15 protein-coding genes are annotated in these 19,076 nt (G+C 62.2%); 11 read left to right on the forward strand and 4 right to left on the reverse strand.

Annotated features, from left to right (window positions below; translation table 11 throughout):
• Positions 1-42: 42 nt before the first annotated feature.
• The 9 genes from betA (at position 43) to yccS (ending at position 13,391) form a co-directional block, all read left to right on the forward strand.
• Positions 43-1,743 (forward strand): choline dehydrogenase, encoded by a 1,701-nt coding sequence (gene betA, locus K1X80_RS26650; RefSeq protein ID WP_057440344.1) that lies wholly within the window; start codon positions 43-45, stop codon positions 1,741-1,743.
• Positions 1,744-1,989: 246 nt separating this feature from the next.
• Positions 1,990-2,685 carry an RraA family protein gene (locus K1X80_RS26655; protein WP_029297314.1) on the forward strand — a complete coding sequence of 232 codons (696 nt, stop codon included), beginning with the start codon at positions 1,990-1,992 and terminating at the stop codon, positions 2,683-2,685.
• Positions 2,686-2,812: 127 nt separating this feature from the next.
• Positions 2,813-4,255, forward strand: coding sequence for a TldD/PmbA family protein (locus tag K1X80_RS26660; RefSeq protein WP_186624952.1), 1,443 nt, complete (start codon positions 2,813-2,815; stop codon positions 4,253-4,255).
• Positions 4,255-5,571 (forward strand): TldD/PmbA family protein, encoded by a 1,317-nt coding sequence (locus tag K1X80_RS26665; protein WP_186624954.1) that lies wholly within the window; start codon positions 4,255-4,257, stop codon positions 5,569-5,571. The genes K1X80_RS26660 and K1X80_RS26665 overlap by 1 nt, the downstream gene beginning before the upstream one ends.
• Before the next feature lie 255 nt (positions 5,572-5,826).
• Positions 5,827-6,717, forward strand: coding sequence for an alpha/beta fold hydrolase (locus tag K1X80_RS26670; protein WP_220172582.1), 891 nt, complete (start codon positions 5,827-5,829; stop codon positions 6,715-6,717).
• Between the two features lie 36 nt (positions 6,718-6,753).
• The gene (gene mdtD / locus K1X80_RS26675; protein WP_057960848.1) at positions 6,754-8,181 is read left to right on the forward strand and encodes a multidrug transporter subunit MdtD; all 1,428 of its coding nucleotides are present in this window, start codon (positions 6,754-6,756) and stop codon (positions 8,179-8,181) included.
• 131 nt (positions 8,182-8,312) lie between these two features.
• Positions 8,313-9,650, forward strand: coding sequence for an ATP-dependent RNA helicase DbpA (gene dbpA / locus K1X80_RS26680; RefSeq protein ID WP_232545553.1), 1,338 nt, complete (start codon positions 8,313-8,315; stop codon positions 9,648-9,650).
• A gap of 159 nt (positions 9,651-9,809) precedes the next feature.
• Positions 9,810-10,988 carry an NAD(P)/FAD-dependent oxidoreductase gene (locus K1X80_RS26685; protein WP_220172583.1) on the forward strand — a complete coding sequence of 393 codons (1,179 nt, stop codon included), beginning with the start codon at positions 9,810-9,812 and terminating at the stop codon, positions 10,986-10,988.
• Positions 10,989-11,207: 219 nt separating this feature from the next.
• A complete protein-coding gene (yccS, locus tag K1X80_RS26690; RefSeq protein WP_057440243.1) occupies positions 11,208-13,391 on the forward strand; it encodes a YccS family putative transporter in 2,184 nt (727 codons plus the stop codon).
• A 78-nt stretch (positions 13,392-13,469) separates the two neighbouring features.
• Here yccS and K1X80_RS26695 read toward each other — a convergent pair whose 3' ends face one another.
• Complete coding sequence (locus tag K1X80_RS26695; protein ID WP_057440242.1) at positions 13,470-14,207, reverse strand: ABC transporter substrate-binding protein; 738 nt, start codon at positions 14,205-14,207, stop codon at positions 13,470-13,472.
• 257 nt (positions 14,208-14,464) lie between these two features.
• On the opposite strand from K1X80_RS26695, the gene K1X80_RS26700 reads away from it, so the two are divergent.
• Entirely contained in the window at positions 14,465-14,917 is a 453-nt protein-coding gene (locus K1X80_RS26700) for a GNAT family N-acetyltransferase (RefSeq protein ID WP_057960849.1), read from the forward strand.
• Between the two features lie 96 nt (positions 14,918-15,013).
• Here K1X80_RS26700 and K1X80_RS26705 read toward each other — a convergent pair whose 3' ends face one another.
• From K1X80_RS26705 to K1X80_RS26715, 3 genes are read right to left on the reverse strand one after another with little or no spacing between them, the layout of a single operon-like run.
• Complete coding sequence (locus K1X80_RS26705; protein WP_038444032.1) at positions 15,014-15,310, reverse strand: helix-turn-helix domain-containing protein; 297 nt, start codon at positions 15,308-15,310, stop codon at positions 15,014-15,016.
• Positions 15,311-15,327: 17 nt separating this feature from the next.
• Positions 15,328-15,834, reverse strand: coding sequence for a M48 family metallopeptidase (locus tag K1X80_RS26710; protein WP_057440240.1), 507 nt, complete (start codon positions 15,832-15,834; stop codon positions 15,328-15,330).
• Between the two features lie 42 nt (positions 15,835-15,876).
• Positions 15,877-17,997: a bifunctional diguanylate cyclase/phosphodiesterase gene (locus K1X80_RS26715; RefSeq protein WP_186624956.1), complete on the reverse strand. Its 2,121-nt coding sequence runs from the start codon at positions 17,995-17,997 to the stop codon at positions 15,877-15,879.
• 318 nt (positions 17,998-18,315) lie between these two features.
• Here K1X80_RS26715 and K1X80_RS26720 point away from each other — a divergent pair, with 318 nt between their 5' ends.
• On the forward strand, positions 18,316-18,981 hold the full coding sequence (locus K1X80_RS26720) for a polysaccharide lyase family 7 protein (RefSeq protein ID WP_057440238.1): 666 nt from the start codon (positions 18,316-18,318) through the stop codon (positions 18,979-18,981).
• Positions 18,982-19,076: the final 95 nt, after the last annotated feature.

Consider the following 19,076-nt stretch of genomic DNA (forward strand, 5'->3'; position numbering starts at 1 on the left):
GCGATGGGGCCCGACCTGACCAACTCCAAAGAGGGTGCATTTATGTCCCAAGAATACGACTACATCATTGTGGGTGCCGGCTCCGCCGGTAACACCCTGGCGACCCGTCTGACCGAAGACGAAGGCGTCACCGTTTTGCTGCTGGAAGCCGGCGGCCCCGACTACCGCCTGGACTTCCGCACCCAGATGCCCGCCGCCCTGGCATTCCCGCTGCAAGGCCGCCGCTACAACTGGGCCTACGAAACCGATCCAGAGCCACATATGGACGGGCGTCGTATGGAATGTGGTCGCGGCAAGGGCCTGGGTGGCTCGTCGCTGATCAACGGCATGTGCTACATCCGTGGCAACGCCATGGACTACGACAACTGGGCAAAACTGCCAGGCCTGGAAGACTGGAGCTACCTCGACTGCCTGCCGTATTTCCGCAAGGCCGAAACCCGCGACATCGGCCCGAACGACTACCACGGTGGCGAAGGTCCGGTCAGCGTGACCACGCCTAAAGCCGGTAACAACCCGCTGTTCCACGCCATGGTTGAAGCTGGCGTGCAGGCCGGTTACCCGCGTACCGAAGACTTGAACGGCTATCAGCAGGAAGGTTTCGGCCCGATGGACCGTACCGTGACGCCGAACGGCCGTCGCGCCAGTACCGCCCGTGGCTACCTGGACACCGCCAAGAAGCGCTCGACCCTGACCATCGTCACCCATGCCCTGGCCGACAAAGTGTTGTTCGAAGGCAAGCGTGCGGTCGGCGTGCGTTACCTGATCGGTGCCGCCGAAGAGCGTGTTGAAGCCCGCGCGCGCAAGGAAGTGCTGGTGTGCAGCGGCGCCATCGCCTCGCCGCAATTGCTGCAACGTTCCGGTGTAGGCCCGGCCAAACTCCTGGAAAGCCTCGACATCCCGGTGGTCCACGACCTGCCAGGCGTCGGTGAAAACCTGCAGGACCACCTGGAACTGTATCTGCAATACGCCTGCACCCAGCCGGTCTCGCTGTACCCTTCGCTGCTCTGGTACAACCAGCCAGCCATTGGTGCCGAATGGCTGTTCAACGGCACCGGCATCGGCGCCAGCAACCAGTTCGAAGCGGGCGGTTTTATCCGCACCCGTGAAGAATTCGAGTGGCCGAACATCCAGTACCACTTCCTGCCGGTCGCGATTAACTACAACGGCAGCAACGGTGTGAAAGAGCACGGTTTCCAGGCGCACATGGGCTCCATGCGTTCGCCGAGCCGTGGCCGCGTGCAAGTGAAGTCGAAGAACCCACGGGACTACCCGAGCATCCTCTTCAACTACATGGCCACCGAGCAGGACTGGCAGGAGTTCCGCGATGGCATCCGCCTGACCCGTGAAATCATGCAGCAGCCGGCACTGGACGCGTTCCGTGGCCGTGAAATCAGCCCGGGCATCGACGTGCAAACCGACGAGCAACTGGACAAGTTCATCCGCGAGCACGCCGAAACCGCGTTCCACCCGTCCTGCTCGTGCAAGATGGGCACCGACGAAATGGCTGTGGTCGATGGCGAAGGCCGCGTGCATGGCATGCAGGGCCTGCGGGTGGTCGATGCGTCGATCATGCCGATCATCACCACCGGCAACCTGAACGCGCCAACCATCATGATCGCCGAGAAAATCGCCGACAAGATGCGTGGTCGCCAGTTGCCGCGCAGCACCGCGGACTACTACGTGGCCGGCGATGCGCCGGTGCGTGGCAAGCCGTTGCGTGAAGTGGGTCCGACCGCGCAGTAACCGCTACACCGCGGCGCTCTTATCGCAGGCAAGCCCGCTCCCACATTTGAACGTATTCACACATCAAAATGTGGGAGGGGGCTTGCTCCCGATAAGACCCGACCAGCCAACACCCATCTTCCCAGACTCTTCCTACACTGCCCCGCCCTTGATCCCACCCCCCGCGCCGGCCTAATCTAGTCCCTCGCGCAAACGTTTCATCTTCCTACCGACACGCCGGCTTCTGCCTGGCCACGAGGCTTTCTCATGTTTGATGTCGTTTCTTCGAGCAAATGGCCTACCGGCTTCCTGATCAATCCAAACGTTGAACCGCTGGACCCGAAATGGCTGAAGGAATTCAGCAAGATCCCGGCGGCGGCCGTCAGCGACTGCCTGGGCCGTAACGTCGGTGGCCTGGGCCTGAAAGCCTTCCACGGCAATGCACCGATGCTCGGCAGCGCCCTCACCGTGCGGGTGCGCCCCGGTGACAACCTGATGATTCTCAAAGCCATGCAGATGGCCCGCCCGGGCGATGTGCTGGTGATCGACGGCAGCGCCGACCTGACCCGCGCGGTGTTCGGCGGCATCATGCGCGCCATGGCCCTGAAGGCTGGCATTGTCGGTGTGGTGATCAACGGCGCCCTGCGCGACCTCGACGAATGGCAAACCGGCGAACTGCCGGCCTACGCCATCGGCGGCGTACACCGTGGCCCGAGCACTGACGGCGGCGGCGAGATCAACGTGCCGATCTCCTGCGCTGGCATGCTGGTAGCCCCTGGCGACCTGATGATCGGCGATGGCGACGGCGTGGTCGCCGCCTCGCGCAGCGAACTGCCGGAATTGCTGGTGCGCTGCCATGACCTGCTGGCCCGCGAGAAAGCCACACTGGCTGCCATCGAAGCCGGCACCCTGGACCCTGACCGCTTTGACGCCATCCTGCGCGCCAAGGGTTGCCCGGTCTAAAGCCAAGGCAAAAGCATCGCAGGCAAGCCTGCTCCCACATTTTGATTTGTGAGCACATTCAAAAGGTAGGAGCTGGCTTGCCTGCGATGGGGCCCTCAAAGCCATCACCGCCCACAAGGAAGGCCCCATGTTCGACAAACACCCGCAACTCAAACAACATTTCGCCGCCCTGCGCACCCGCGCCGAATTCTTCTCCCTGCGCTACGTGCGCGAGTCCGGCCAGTACCTGTCGGTGCGCAAGAATGTCGCCGAACCGCCGCACCTGAGCCGCAACGAAGGCGCCATGCTCACCGTGCGCCTCAACGGTGTCGAAGCCTACGCGGCCACCCACGATATTTCCCTGGCCGGCCTGCAAGCGGCCCTCGAGCGTGCCGAACAGCAAGCCCGGCGGATCAAGCCCCATGCCCTGCTCGACCTGCGCGACCAGCCGGTGTCCAGCGACATCGCCGACTACCTGTCGCCAGAGCTCGATCAAGCCTTCCCGTCCCTGAGCGACTGCTACCAACTGCTCGGCGCAGAGTCAGCGGCCGTGCCCAGGGACGAGCGCCTGGTGAACTGGGAAGTCAGCCTGGGCACCACCCACGTTGAACAGATCTACCTCAACAGCGCCGGCGCGCAACTGCGCCAGGCCCAGCGTTTTGTGTTCCCCGGCGTCAATGTGACCGCCTACCACGGCAACGACAGCCAGACCCGCACCCTGGGCGGCAGCAACTTTGGCCAGCAGGGCGGCTTTGATGTGATCAGCCGCTTCGGCCTGGTAGGCGCCGCGCCACGGGTGGCCGACGAGGCCCTGCAACTGCTGCTGGCCCCCAACACGCCCCAGGGCCCGCGGAACCTGCTGTTGATGCCCGACCAGATGATCCTGCAGATCCACGAATCCATCGGCCACCCGCTGGAGCTGGACCGCATTCTCGGCGACGAGCGCAATTACGCCGGCACCAGCTTCGTCAAGGCCAGCGACTTCGGGCACCTGCAATACGGCTCCAACCTGCTCAACGTGACCTTTGACCCGGACATTCCCGAGCAACTGGCCAGCTACGCCCATGACGACGACGGCACGCCCGCCAACAAGCAGTTCCTGATCCGTAACGGCCTGCTGCTCAAGCCCCTGGGCGGGGCGCTGTCGCAGTACCGCTCGGGCATGGGCGGCGTAGCCAACAGCCGCGCCAGCAGTTGGAACCGCGCACCCATCGACCGCATGGCCAACCTCAATATCGAGGCTGGCGACCAGAGCCTGGCGCAACTGATCGGCGGCATCGAGCACGGCATCCTGATGTCGACCAACCGTTCCTGGTCGATCGACGATGCGCGCAACAAGTTCCAGTTCGGCTGCGAGTGGGGCCAGTTGATCGAGAACGGCGAACTCAAGGGCGTGGTGAAGAACCCCAACTACCGGGCGATTTCCGCGCAGTTCTGGCGCAAGCTCAGTGCCGTGGGCGATGCCAGCACCTTCAAGGTGCTGGGCACGCCCAACTGCGGCAAGGGCGAGCCGAACCAAGTGATCCGCGTCGGCCATGCATCGCCGGCGTGTGTCTTCAGCGATGTGGATGTGTTTGGGGGAGACTCCTGATGAAGGCTTTCAAGGACCTGGTGGAATGGCTAAAGCAGGCCATCGCCGATGGGGAACAGTTTCATCTGGGCTACGCGGCGGAGTCGTCCGAATTCGTGCGTTTCAACCACGCCAAGGTGCGCCAGGCCGGCCAGGTACAGCAGGCCAGCGTCAACCTCAAGCTGATCAACGATGGCCGGCACGCCGACCTGGCCATCACCCTGGCCGGCGCCCCCGAGGTGGACCGCCAGCGCCTGGCCGAGGGCCTGCAGCAATTGCGCGACACCTTGCCCTTGCTGCCCAAAGATCCTTACCTGCTACTCAATCACACGGCCTGGCAAAACAGCAGCGAGCAGGCCCAGGCGCTGCCGGACTTCGATCAAGTCCTGGGCGAAATCAGCCAGGGCGCCCAAGGTTTCGACCTGGTCGGCATCTATGCCGCCGGGCCGATCAGCCGCGGGTTCGCCAGCTCGTCGGGGGCTTTTGGCTGGCACCAGGCCAATAGCTTCAACTTTGATTTCAGTCTGTTCCATGCCAATGGCGAGGCGGTCAAGGCCAGCTACGCCGGCGATGCCTGGGACAGCGCGGCATTTGCCCAGCGCTTGCAGCAAGCCCGCGAACAACTGGAGTTTCTTGGCCGGCCCTTGCACACCCTGGCGCCCGGCCAATACCGCGCCTACCTGGCACCGGCGGCCATGGAAGAAATCATCGGCATGCTCGCCTGGGGTGGTTTTTCTGCGCAGGCCATCGCCAGCAAGGGCAGCCCGTTGCAGCGCCTGTATGCTGGCGACCAGGCCCTGAGCCCGCTGGTGGGCATGGGCGAACAGATCACCGGCTCCCTGAGCCCGGCGTTTTCCCGGGACGGTTACCCGCGCAGCGACGTGACCTTGATCGCCAATGGCCAGGCGCAAGGGCAACTGGTCAACTCGCGCAGCGCCGCCGAATACGGCTTGAGCACCAACGGCGCCAGCGGCGATGAGTCCCCCAGCGCCTTGCAGATGGCCGCCGGCAGCCTGGCCCAGGCCGATATCCTCAAGCAACTGGGCACCGGCCTGTATATCAGCAACCTGTGGTACCTGAACTACTCCGACCAGCCGGCGGCGCGCCTGACAGGCATGACCCGCTTCGCCACGTTCTGGGTCGAAGACGGCGAGATCAAGGCACCGGTCAGCACCATGCGCTTTGACGATAGCGTCTACCACCTGCTGGGGTCGCAGTTGGAAGCGCTGACCGCCGAGCGCGAGTTGCTGCTGTCGGCCAGCACCTATGGCGAGCGCAACACCTCGTCCAACCTGCTGCCGGGCGCGTTGGTAAAACGCCTGACCCTGACCTTGTAAACGCCCGGCTTGTGCTGTGGCGAGGGGGCTTCTCGCCACAACAAGCGCGCGCCTTGCCACAATTTAAGCTGGCTCCTACAGGGGAATACCCTGGGTTCTGATGAACCTTCCCTGGCAGCATCCCGTTGGTTGGCGGACTGTTGTCGACGCTCGAAAACCTCGTTATAACGGTTAGTGGCATCCCGCCACTCTCAACCCATTTGTTCGCAAATGATGCATGACCTCGCCCGGGACTGGGCGAGCCGGAGCGTTGACATGTACCAAGGAAGTTTTGTCATTGATAAGTTGTTCAAGCACTACAACGTTCACGTAGAGCAATTGGGTAACGATCCGCAACGCAAGACCGTGCTGTTGGTCAACGGCGCGCTGTCCACCACCCGCTCATTCGCCCGCACCAGCAAGTGCCTGGCCGAGCATTTCAATGTGTTGATGTTCGACTTGCCGTTTTCCGGCTATTCGCGCCCCCACAACACCGATCTGGACCTAGTGACCAAGGACGACGAAGTCGAGATCCTGCGGGCGCTGGTGGAGCGTTTCCAGGTCAACCACCTGGTGTCGGCCTCCTGGGGTGGCATCTCGACCCTGCTGACCCTGGCGCGCAACCCGCCTTCCATCGAAAGCTCGGTGGTGATGGCCCTGGCGCCCAATCTCAACCCGGCAATGCTCGAATATGTGGAGCGAGTGCGGGTGCTGATCGAGGCCGATGACAAGTCTGCCGTCGGCCACTTGCTCAATGAGACCGTCGGCAAATTCCTCTCCAGCCGGCTCAAGCGCAATAACCATCGGCACCTGTCGACCATGGCCACCACCGAGTACCGCCAGGCGCGCTTTCATATTCATCAGGTGCTTGCCCTGGGCGATGGTAACTACCTGCCGCAATTGCGCCAGATCGAAACCCCGGTGCATTTTCTCAACGGCACGCTGGACGAATACACCCCGGCCAATGAAGCCCAACTGTTCAAGCAATACGTGGGCCGCAGCAGCTTTGCCAGCGCCGAGCACACCGGCCATTTGCTCGACCTGGAGTCGCGGGAGGCGGCGCTGGCGGTGCATCGCGCGCTGATCGACTTCCTGGTGGGCAAGGACGTGGCCATCGCTGATATAGACGAACCGCCAGTGGGAAAATCGGCAGAGGTTGGCGCATAATCGGCAACCCATAGCCTGCTAACAAAAAGGGATCTCATGCCGAATCGTGTCGTGCTCGATGCCAAGACCGCCCGCTGGTTACCCTGGGTGGTAGCGATTGCCTTCTTCATGCAGTCGCTCGACGGCACGATTCTCAACACGGCACTGCCCGCCATGGCCGAGGACCTGGCGGAAAACCCGCTGCGCATGCAGGGCGTGATCATCGCCTACATGCTCACCGTGGCCTTGCTGATCCCGGCCTCGGGCTGGATCGCCGACCGTTTCGGCACCAAGAAGATTTTCTTTGGCGCGATCATGCTGTTCAGCATCGGCTCGCTGCTGTGCGCCCTGTCCAGCAGCCTGAGCATGCTGGTGGGCGCACGGGTGATCCAGGGTCTGGGCGGCGCGCTGATGCTGCCGGTGGGCCGGCTGGTGGTGCTGCGCGCCTACCCGCGCTCGGAGCTGGTGCGGATCATGGGTTTTATCACCATTCCCGGCCTGCTCGGCCCCCTGCTCGGCCCGACCATGGGCGGCTGGATGGTGCAGTACCTGACCTGGCACTGGATTTTCCTGATCAACCTGCCGGTGGGCATGATCGGCTGCTACGCCGTGTGGAAATTCATCCCCGACCTGCGCGGCAGCGAGCGTACTCGCTTCGACAGCCTGGGCTTTTTGCTGTTTGGCGCGGCAATGGTGCTGATCACCATTGCCATGGAAGGCCTGGGCGAGCTGCACCTGCCGCACTTGCGCGTGATGTTGCTGCTGTTCGGCGGCATGGCGTGCCTGGCGGCCTACTGGCTGCGCGCCGGGCATATCGAGAACCCACTGTTCTCGCCGGTGCTGTTCAAGACCCGGACCTTTGCCGTGGGCATTCTCGGCAACCTGTTCGCGCGCCTGGGCAGCGGCGCCCTGCCGTTCCTCGTGCCGTTGCTGCTGCAGATCGCCCTGGGTTACTCGCCGTCCCAGGCAGGGATGAGCATGCTGCCCCTGGCGGCAGCGGCGATGGTCGCCAAGTCGGTCGCCCGGCCGTTGATCGAACGCCTGGGCTATCGCGTCGTGCTCACCGGCAACACCCTGCTGCTGGGCATGATGCTGGCGAGCATGGGCCTGGTCAGCGAACAGACGCCCTACCCGCTGTTGCTGGCGATGCTCGCGGTACTGGGGGCGATCAACTCCCTGCAATTTACCGCGATGAACACCGTGACCCTGATCGACCTCGACGATGCCCAGGCCAGCAGCGGCAACAGCCTGCTGTCGGTGGTGGCGCAACTGGCCCTGAGCCTGGGGGTGGCCTGCGCCGGTGCCCTGCTTGGCGGGTTTACTGCCCAAGCCGGTAACGATGGGGTCAACACCGTGCTCGAGGCGTTCCAGTTGACGTTCCTCACCGTGGGCATCATGGCGATGCTGGCGGCGGCGATCTTCTTGCAATTGTCGCCAAAAGACGGCAAACGAGTGGTCAGCCGCGAGCACGACATTGAGCATTAGGCGGCGTCTCGTCTAGAACTTGCAGGGAAATTCCCACGGGGCTGGTACACTGCGCGACATTTTGTTTTTGCAGAGCCTGTCCCGTGACCACCATCGCCACCGCTTTTAATACTTTGCCGCTCTCCGCCGCCATGCTGGCTAACCTTGACTCGCTGGGTTATGCCGAGATGACGCAGATCCAGGCGCAAAGCTTGCCGGTGATCCTCAAGGGGCTGGACCTGATCGCCCAGGCCAAGACCGGCAGCGGCAAGACCGCCGCCTTCGGCATCGGCCTGTTGAACCCGATCAACCCGCGCTACTTCGGTTGCCAGGCCCTGGTGATGTGCCCGACCCGCGAGCTGGCTGACCAGGTGGCCAAGGAAATCCGCCGCCTGGCCCGCGCCGAAGACAACATCAAGGTGCTGACCTTGTGCGGCGGCGTGTCCCTCGGCCCGCAGATCGCTTCCCTGGAGCATGGCGCCCACGTCATCGTCGGCACCCCGGGCCGCATCCAGCAACACCTGCGCAAGGGTTCGCTGGTGCTGGACGGTTTGAACACGCTGATCCTCGATGAAGCCGACCGCATGCTCGACATGGGTTTCTACGACGCCATCGAAGACATCATCAGCAAGACCCCGGCCCGTCGCCAGACCCTGTTGTTCTCGGCCACCTACCCGGTGAGCATCAAGCAACTGGCCTCCAAATTCATGCGCGCGCCGCAGCAGGTCAAGGCCGAAGCGTTCCACTCCGATGAGCAGATCGAGCAGCGTTTCTACGAAATCTCCCCGGAAGAGCGCATGGACGCGGTGACCAAGGTGCTGTCGCACTTCCGTCCGGCCTCTTGCGTGGCCTTCTGCTTTACCAAGCAGCAAGTGCAGGAAACCGTGGATCACCTGACCGCCAAGGGCATTTCTGCAGTCGGCCTGCATGGCGACCTGGAACAGCGCGACCGTGACCAGGTGCTGGCAATGTTCGCCAACCGCAGTACTTCGGTACTGGTGGCCACCGACGTGGCGGCCCGAGGCCTGGACATTGACTCGCTGGACATGGTGATCAACGTCGAACTGGCCCGCGATTCGGAAATCCACATTCACCGCGTCGGCCGTACCGGGCGTGCCGGTGAGACCGGGATCGCCATCAGCCTGGTGGCGCCGTCCGAGGCACACCGTGCCCAGGCCATCGAACTGCTGCAAAAGGCCCCGCTGAACTGGGATCAACTGAGCAACCTCAAATCCCAGGGCGGCGCGCCACTGCTGCCGGTGATGAGCACCTTGTGCATTGCTGCCGGTCGTAAAGACAAGGTCCGCCCAGGCGACATCCTCGGCGCGCTGACCGGTGAAGCCGGGATCCCGGGCGCCCAGGTGGGCAAGATCGCGATCTTTGACTTCCAGGCCTATGTGGCAGTGGAACGCAGCGTCGCCAAGCAGGCGTTGCAGCGTTTGAATGACGGCAAGATCAAGGGCCGCTCGTTGCGCGTGCGGATCCTGTAAAGCTCTTCGATTCAATGGAGATCCAATGTGGGAGCGGGCTTGCTCGCGAATGCGGTGTACCAGTCGCCAGATGGGTTGGCTGACAGTCCGTATTCGCGAGCAAGCCCGCTCCCACATTTCTGATTGCATTTGAGATCAATATTTTGTGAGGACACCGTTTTGCGCTCGACCGAAGTTGTGATCATTGGCGCTGGCGCCGCAGGCTTGATGTGCGCGCTGACCGCCGCCGGGCGTGGGCGCAAGGTGATGTTGATCGACCATGCGAACAAGGCCGGCAAGAAGATCCTGATGTCCGGCGGTGGCCGCTGTAACTTCACCAATATGTACACCGAGCCTGCCAACTTCCTCTCGCACAATGCGCACTTCTGCAAATCCGCCCTGGCCCGCTACACCCAGTGGGATTTCATCGGGCTGGTGGCCAAGCACGGCGTGCCGTACCACGAGAAGAAGCTCGGCCAGCTGTTCTGCGATAACAAATCCAGCGACATCCTCGGCATGCTGCTCGACGAGTGCATCCAGACCGGCGTGAGCCTGCACCTGGACACCTCGATCCAGGAGATCGCCAGGCTCGACAGCGGCTACCAACTGCAGACCACCCTCGGCGAGCTGCGCTGCGAGTCCCTGGTGATTGCCACCGGTGGCCTGTCGATTCCGACCCTGGGCGCCACCGGCTTTGGTTATCAGGTGGCCAAGCAGTTCGGCCATGAACTGCTGCCGACCCGTGCAGGCCTGGTGCCGTTTACCATCACCGATCAGCTCAAGGAACTGTGTGGCGAGCTGTCCGGCACCTCGGTCGATTGCCTGGTCAGCTGCAACGACCAGAGCTTTCGCGAGAACATTTTGTTCACCCATCGCGGCCTGAGCGGGCCGGCGATTTTGCAGATCTCCTCGTACTGGGAGCCCGGCGACACGGTAGAAATCAACCTGCTGCCCGACCACGACGCCCACGCCTGGCTGCAACAGCAACAGGCCGAGCGCCCCAACAGCGAACTCAAGACCCTGCTGGGCGAGATATTCACCAAGAAGATGGCCAACCTGCTGGCCGAGACGTGGTTTGTGTCCAAGCCGATGAAGCAGTACACCCACGCCGAACTGGCGGATATCGTTACCAAGCTAGGCAGTTGGCAATTGGTCCCGGCCGGCACCGAGGGCTACCGCACCGCCGAAGTCACCCTGGGCGGGGTGGATACGCGGGAAGTGTCGTCCAAGACCATGGAGTCGCTGAAAAGCCCCGGCCTGTACTTTATCGGCGAAGTGCTGGATGTGACCGGGCACCTGGGCGGGTTCAACTTCCAGTGGGCCTGGGCTTCGGGGTATGCGGCGGCGCAGTACGCCTGAACGGTAATGTGATCAACTGTGGGAGCGGGCTTGCTCGCGAATACGGTGGGTCAGTCAGCTCATTCAGCGACTGACACTCCGCATTCGCGAGCAAGCCCGCTCCCACAGTTTGATGGGGTGTGCCAAAACAATTTTTGCTTATGAATGTGATCGCCACGCTTGCCGTGACGTCATTACTGGCTCAATTTAGCGGCATCGTCCCGGAAGACCCCAGACTTCATGTCCTCGACCTCGTTCAAGCAGTCCATGCGGCGCCTTTGGGCACTGGATAAGTTCAGTTACAGCGTACGGGTGTTTATCGCCCTCACCGGCAGCATGGCGCTGTGCTGGTATCAGGATGAAATGTCGCTGCTGATCCCGCTGTTCCTGGGGATTATCGCCAGCGCCCTGGCCGAAACCGATGACAGCTGGCAGGGCCGCCTCAATGCGCTGGCGGTGACGCTGGTGTGTTTCAGCGTGGCGGCGCTGTCGGTGGAGTTGCTGTTTCCCTACCCGTGGATTTTTGCCATCGCCATCGCCCTGGCGAGTTTCTGCCTGACCATGCTCGGCGCCCTGGGCGAGCGTTATGGCGCCATTGCCTCGGCCACTTTGATTCTGTCGGTCTACACCATGATCGGCGTGGACCAGCGCGGCGGCGCCGTCACCGACTTCTGGCACGAACCCTTGCTGCTGGTGGCCGGTGCCGCCTGGTACGGCGCGCTGTCGGTGCTGTGGCAGGCAATGTTTTCCAACCAGCCGGTTCAACAGAGCCTGGCCCGGCTGTTTCGCGAGCTGGGGCGTTACCTCAAGCTCAAGTCATCGCTGTTCGAGCCCATTCGCCAACTGGACGTCGAAGCGCGGCGCCTGGAGCTGGCGCAACAAAATGGCCGGGTGGTGGCGGCGCTCAATGCGGCCAAGGAAATCATCCTGCACCGTGTCGGCAATGGCCGGCCGGGTTCCAAGGTCAGTCGCTACCTCAAGCTGTACTTCCTGGCCCAGGACATCCACGAGCGCGCCAGTTCCTCCCACTACCCCTACAACGCCCTGGCCGAAGCCTTCTTCCACAGCGATGTGCTGTTCCGTTGCCAGCGCCTGCTGCGCCAGCAAGGCAAGGCCTGCCAGGCCCTCGCCGAGTCGATCCAGCTGCGCCAGCCGTTTGTCTATGACGCCAGCTTCGCCGAGGCCCTGGGCGACCTGAATGCCTCCCTCGAACACCTGCGCATCCAGAGCAACCCGGCCTGGCGTGGCCTGCTGCGTTCGTTGCGCGCGCTGGCGGCCAACCTGTCGACCCTCGACCGCCTGCTCAGCGACGCCAGCAACCCAGACAGCCTGGCAGATGCCAGCGACAGCAGCCTGCTGGACCGCTCGCCGCGCAACCTCAAGGAAATGTGGACGCGCCTGCGTACCCAACTGACCCCGACTTCGCTGCTGTTCCGTCACGCCCTGCGCCTGCCCCTGGCGCTGAGTGTCGGCTACGGCATGGTGCATTTGATCCACCCGTCCCAGGGCTACTGGATCATCCTCACCACCCTGTTCGTCTGCCAGCCCAACTACGGCGCCACGCGGCGCAAGCTTGGCCAGCGGATCGTCGGCACGGCCATCGGCCTGACGGTGGCCTGGGCCCTGTTCGATCTGTTCCCTAACCCCTTGGTGCAGTCGATGTTCGCCATCGCCGCCGGGCTGGTGTTCTTTATCAACCGCACCACCCGCTACACCCTGGCCACCGCCGCCATTACCCTGATGGTGCTGTTCTGCTTCAACCAGGTGGGCGATGGGTATGGGCTGTTCCTGCCGCGCCTGTTCGATACCTTGCTCGGCAGCCTGATCGCCGGACTGGCGGTATTCCTGTTCCTGCCGGACTGGCAAGGCCGGCGCCTGAACAAAGTGCTGGCCAATACCCTGACCTGCAACAGCATCTACTTGCGCCAGATCATGCAGCAATATGCCGCCGGCAAGAGCGACGACCTGGCCTACCGCCTGGCCCGGCGCAATGCGCACAACGCCGACGCCGCGCTGTCCACCACCCTGGCCAATATGCTGATGGAGCCGGGGCACTTCCGTAAGGAAGCCGACGTTGGCTTCCGCTTCCTGGTGCTGTCCCACACCTTGCTCAGTTACCTGTCGGGGTTGGGTGCCCACCGCGACACCCAACTACCGGCCGATGTGCGCGAGCACCTGATCGAAGGCGCGGGCAAGACCCTCGCCACGAGCATCGACGAAATCGCCAGTGGGTTGGCGAACAAACAGCCGATTGCGGTGCAGAGCGATGCTGAGGAAGCGCTGGCAGTGGAGCTGGAGCAGATGCCGGATGAGATCGACGAAGCACAGCGCCTGGTACAGACGCAGTTGGCATTGATCTGTCGGCAGTTGGGGCCGTTGCGCACGCTGGCGGCGCATTTGATCAAGGAAACCAGTGCGGCTTAGAGCCCTATCGCGAACAAGCCCGCTCCCACATTTTGATCTGCGAATACGGGCATGCTCGCGATCGCGGCCTCAAGAACACTACATCCCGTGTTGCTTGAGAAGACGCGCATAACTGCCATCTGCCTTCATCCGGGCAATCTCCCGATCAAACCCGGCAACAATCTGCTCATGCCTGGGGTTTTTCAGGCTGACCAGAATATGCAGGCTGTTCTCGCTCAAGGTCTTGGGCAGGAACTCCACCGCGTTGCGCACCCTGGGTGATTCCCGCGCCAGGTGAAAACGCGCGACATACTCATCCTCGACCGTCAGCCGCACGCGCCGGGCCGCGAGCATGCGCACGGCCATGGCGAAGTTATGCACCGGGACTTTTTGCAGTTGGGGATCGGCATCGAACTCGGCCGAATAGGCGTAGCCGCGTACCACGGCGACGGGATAGTCATGCAGTTGCTGCAGGTTCTGGAACTCGATGGGATCATCACGGCGCTTGATAAAACGCACGCGGTTGAGCAGGTACTCGTCGGAAAACTGCCCCAACTGCGTACGCGCCTCGTCGTACCAGGCATTGATCAACACGTCATAACGCCCGTCGCCCACCCCCATCAACGCCCGCGCCCACGGCACTTGCTCGAAATCGCTGGCAAAGCCGGCACGCGCCAGGGCGGTGCTGACGATATCGGTGGCCAGCCCGCCATTGAGCAGGGTCGCATCGGTAAACGGCGGCCATGCATCTGCCACCAGGCGCAAACGTTCTGCGGCCACCGTCGGGACCAGCAACAGCAATACCAGCAAAGCAACGGCACGAGACAGTCGCAGCATGCTTAATGTCCTTGCACAGCGGGCAGTTCCTTGCGGGCAATGGCGTCTGGAAGAACAATGCCCAGGCACCTGACTGTAGCTTATCGCTCGCGGTGTACAGCAGATTACACAAAGAACTGAACCGCGAAAGCACTCAATGATGGCAAATTGACGTCATTCACAAAAAATAAGGTTTCACAGGTGTTTATGCCACCCCCCAAGACAGTTGCCGGCCAGGGCATTACTATCCAGGCCAGGTCTTTATGCGAGATGGAACGATGACTGTCGATTGGGTTTGCAAGCACCACAATGATCTGGGCAAGGAACAGCTCTACGCCATTTTGCGTCTGCGGGCAGAGGTATTTGTCGTCGAGCAGAAATGCATCTACCAGGACATCGACGATCAGGATCTGGAGGGCGACACCCACCACCTGATGGCCTGGAAGGACAACCAATTGGTGGCTTACCTGCGCCTGCTGGACCCGGAGCTGCATGGCGGTGACGTGGTTATCGGCCGCGTGCTGGTGGCCGAGGCAGCCCGGGGCACTGGCCTGGGCCACCAGATGCTGGAGGAAACCCTCAAGCAGATCGACGATATCTGGCCGCAGACACCGATTTTTCTTTCAGCCCAGGCGCATTTGCAGGGGTACTACGGCAGATATGGGTTCAAGGTCGAGGGTGAGGAATACCTGGAGGATGATATTCCGCATATTGGGATGCGGCGCGCTTGAGGATGCTATCGCGGGCAAGCCCGCTCCCACAGGTTGATTGCGATCAAATGTGGGAGTGGGCTTGCCCGCGATAGCGTCAGACCTGCCAACCCAGTTTCAGGGATAACCCAACACCTGCTTGACCTGCACCAGGTTGCGCTCGATCCAGCCACGGTCAATCGCCCCCCAATCGCGAATCCGATAGCGCCCGGCATGATTGCGGGCGCCGTCTTCCTGCTCGAACTCGCAGACGATATCCAGGTCCGCCAACGCGGCGATGGTGTCCTGGGCCGTGCGCCGGGGCATGCCGGTCACTTCGGTCAACGCCGGGACGCTGCTGGCCAATTGGCTGTCGATCAGATACGCCACATACAGGCGGCGGTAGAAACTGCTCTTGGTCTTGCTCACATCCATGCTCGCTTCCTCTTGGTTCAATCCCGCGCTGCGCCCTGCAAGTCGCGATAGGTCAGGTACACCCGCAGGTCGAATTCCACCTGATGGTAGCCGGGCAACATATATTCGCAGAGTTTGTAGAACGCCTTGTTGTGGTCCGATTCCTTGAAGTGCGCCAGCTCGTGGACAACGATCATCTTCAGGAACTCCGGCGCCGCGTCCTTGAACAACGCGGCGATGCGGATCTCTTTCTTGGATTTGAGATTGCCGCCCTGCACCCGCGAAATCGTGGTGTGCAGGCCCAGGGCGCGATGGGTCAGGTCCAGGCGGTTGTCGAACAGCACTTTGTCGATGGCCGGTGCATTGCGCAGGTGCTCCTGCTTCAGGGCCAGGGCGTAGCTGTACAGCGCCTTGTCACTCTGCACCGCATGGCGCTCGGGGTAACGCTGGTGCAGGTAGTCGCCTAATTGATCTTTGGCGATCAATTGGCGCACTTGCTCTTGCAGGGCGGCGGGATAGGCCTGGAGGTATTTCAGCGCAGTCATGGGTTCGAACGGCAGGGGCGTGAGGCCGCCAGTGTAGCGAATTCAGCAGGGGCCTGCGCGCAGCGCGAAAGGCTGCGGCCACTGGGAAATATCGTCGGCCATCAGCGACGGGGCCACCAGCGGGCCCTGGATGAATTGGCAGCCATTGGCCTGCAGCCAGTGGCATTGCTCAAGGGTTTCCACGCCCTCGGCAATCACCAGCAAGCCGAAGTGCCCACACAGCTCGATAATACTGCGAGCCAGCGCGGCCTCCCGTGGCGAGTTGAGTACGCGGGCAACCAGGCCGGGGTCGAGCTTGAGCGTGTCGAACTCCAGGTCACGCAGATGCGCCAGGGAGCAGTTGCCCGAGCCAAAGTCATCGAGGGCTATTCGCACCCCCAGGCGCCGGAGTTGCTTGAGCTGCTTGGTGGACTCTTCGATATTGTGCATCAGGCTTTCTTCGGCTATTTCCACTTCCAGTTGCCGCCCCTGCAACCCATGTCGCTCCAGTGCCTGCTGCAGCTGGGTCGCCAGGTTGGGCATATTGAACTGGCTGCTACTCAGGCTCACGCTCAGCACCCAGTCGTCACTCATGACCGGGGCCCAGGCGTGTCGCGCCAGCGCCACCTGGTGGAAGATCCAACTGCTGAGCTGACTGATCAGGCGCGCCTCCTCCAGCAAGGGCAGGAACAACCCGGGCGGCACATCGCCGACACTCGGGTGCTGCCAGCGCAACAAGGCTTCGACCCCGCGCAAGTGCCCGTCCACCAGGGACACCTGGGGTTGGTACACCAAGGTCACCTGCTTATGGTCGATGGCCTCGCGCACACTGCTTTCAAGCATCAGGCGCGAGCGGGCCCGGCCGTTCATTTCCTGATCGTAATAGCGATATTGCTGACGCCCGGCGCGCTTGGCTTCGTACATGGCGATATCGGCAGCGCGCAGCAGGCCGCTCAGGTCGCGGCCGCAATCGGGGAAGATGGCAATGCCGATACTGACCCCCAGCATCACCTCCAGGCCGTCCACTTGCTGGCAGATCGACACCCGCTCGATCAACTGTTCGGCAAGCTTGGCAGCCTGCTCCGGGTATTCCAGTTCCAGCAACGCGACGAACTCATCCCCACCAAGGCGGCCAAGAATGTCGCAACTGCGCAGGCACAGCGCCAATTGCTCCGAGACCCAGCGCAGTACCCGGTCGCCGGCATCGTGCCCTACGGAATCATTGACCCGCTTGAAGCCATCCAGGTCCATATACAGCAGCACCGTGGCATGCTCGCTGCGCTCGTTGCGCAACAGGATCGTCTCCACGGTCTGATAGAAACCACGCCGATTGAGCAAACCGGTGAGGGGGTCAGTGACGGCCTGGGACTCCAGTTGCTGATGCAGATGGCGCACTTGCGACATGTCCTGCACGGTCACCACCATGGCCTTCTGTTCGCGGGGCAAGGGCGCACAGGACATGGCCACCGGCAGTTGCTGGCCGGGCGCCGTGCGCAGGATCGCGTCGTGCAGGCGCCAGGTTTCACCGCGCAGGTAGCCGGTGTACAACTCGCAGGCAAACCAGTCGGGCATATGGGGTTTTTGCAGGAAGCCCAGGAACGCCTGGCCTTGCAACTCGCCCACCGTGGCGTTGAGCAGTCGCGAAATAGCCGGGTTGGCGTAGCTGATCACCCCGTCTTCGCCCACCACGAGAATGCCCTCGGCGGCGTTGTCGAGCACCGAGGCATTGAAGGCCCGGGCCAGCTCCAGGTCATGACTCAAGCGCTGCAAGGCCCGCCGGTTGCGCTGATGCTCCAGCAAGGCCTGGACCTTGGGCTTGAGGATCAGCGGGTCGAAGGGCTTGAACAGGTAGTCGATAGCGCCGCTGGCATAGCCCTCCAGCACTGCGGCGGGCGATTGCTCAGTGGCACTCAGGAAGATGATCGGGGTCATGCGGGTGCGCTGGCTGCCGCGCATCAAGCGCGCCACTTCAAAGCCGTCCATACCCGGCATCCGCACATCCAGCAGCACCAGGTCCACGTCAGTTTCGAGCAAAAGCCCCAGGGCCTCCTCGCCGGAGGCTGCCGTCACCACCTGCCAGTCGTCGCGCTGCAGGAGCGCGCGCATGCTGATCAGGTTTTCCGGGTAGTCATCGACCACCAGGAGCACTGAGCAGCCTTCGGCCGGGGTTGGAGCGCATTCCATGCTGCATCTCTTCCTTGAGGGTTCATTCCGGTCATTTTTGCGACAAAACCGGACATTCAATGTGGAGTCACTCTAGCCTTGGATCCCATAAAGCAGAAGGTGCGCCGATGCCATCATTGCGCCAAAGGCCACACAACCGACTAACGGTCAGCGCCTACAGCCCACGGATTACGGGAAGGATGGCTTTTTGACAGACCACTGGCGCCAATAAACCGCCATAAAATCATTAACAAACCGTTACCAGCCGCTTATAAAGAACGCGCCAGCCCTTGGGCCAAAGCCTTTTGACCCTTCTTTCGTACAGCAAAGGCGCACTCAATGATTGATCTGTCCACCTGGAACCTGAGCATCCCTGTTGGCACCCCGCCAGCCACCATCGACACCCCCAAACTGCTCAGTGGTTTCAATGGCAAATACTTCCAGGCCGAAGGCAGCAGCGTGCAATTCTGGTCCCCCGTCACCGGTACCCGTACCGAAAACGCCATCTACCCGCGCAGCGAACTGCGGGAAACCTATGCCGACGGCCGGCTGCGCAACTGGACCTACCCAGAGGCCGACAACTACCTGCGCGCCACCCTGGCCATCAACCAGGTGCCCTCCTCGGGCAAGATCGTGATCGGTCAGATTCACGCCTATGACAGCCAGAAACCGCTGGTCAAAGTCGAATATCAATACAAGGAAAAAACCCAGACCGGCAACATCGTCGCCAAGGTGCGCATGCGCCCCGATGACAGCAAAGGCCGGGTGATTATCGTGGCCGAGAATGTGCCCCTGCAGCGCAACTTCACCTACGTCATCCACCTGAACAAAGCCGGCCTGCTGAGCATCGAGGCCGCCAACGGCCAATGGAACGAACGCCTCGGTGCCGCCTGGGGCAAGAAGCCGTTGTACTTCAAGGCCGGCGTATATGTGCAAGACAACAGTGGCGACAGCAAGGAAGGCGGCAAGGTGACATTTGCCAAGCTGGATATTGATCACAACTGACAGTCTGATCATTCTCACGACGCTTTAGGACAGAACCGCGACCCAGGGTCTCGACTTTTTTGTAGGACAATTCGAGTATGGCGCCGCGCATGCGC

Source organism: Pseudomonas sp. So3.2b (assembly GCF_019464415.1).
In the GTDB taxonomy this organism is placed as follows: domain Bacteria; phylum Pseudomonadota; class Gammaproteobacteria; order Pseudomonadales; family Pseudomonadaceae; genus Aquipseudomonas; species Aquipseudomonas shahriarae.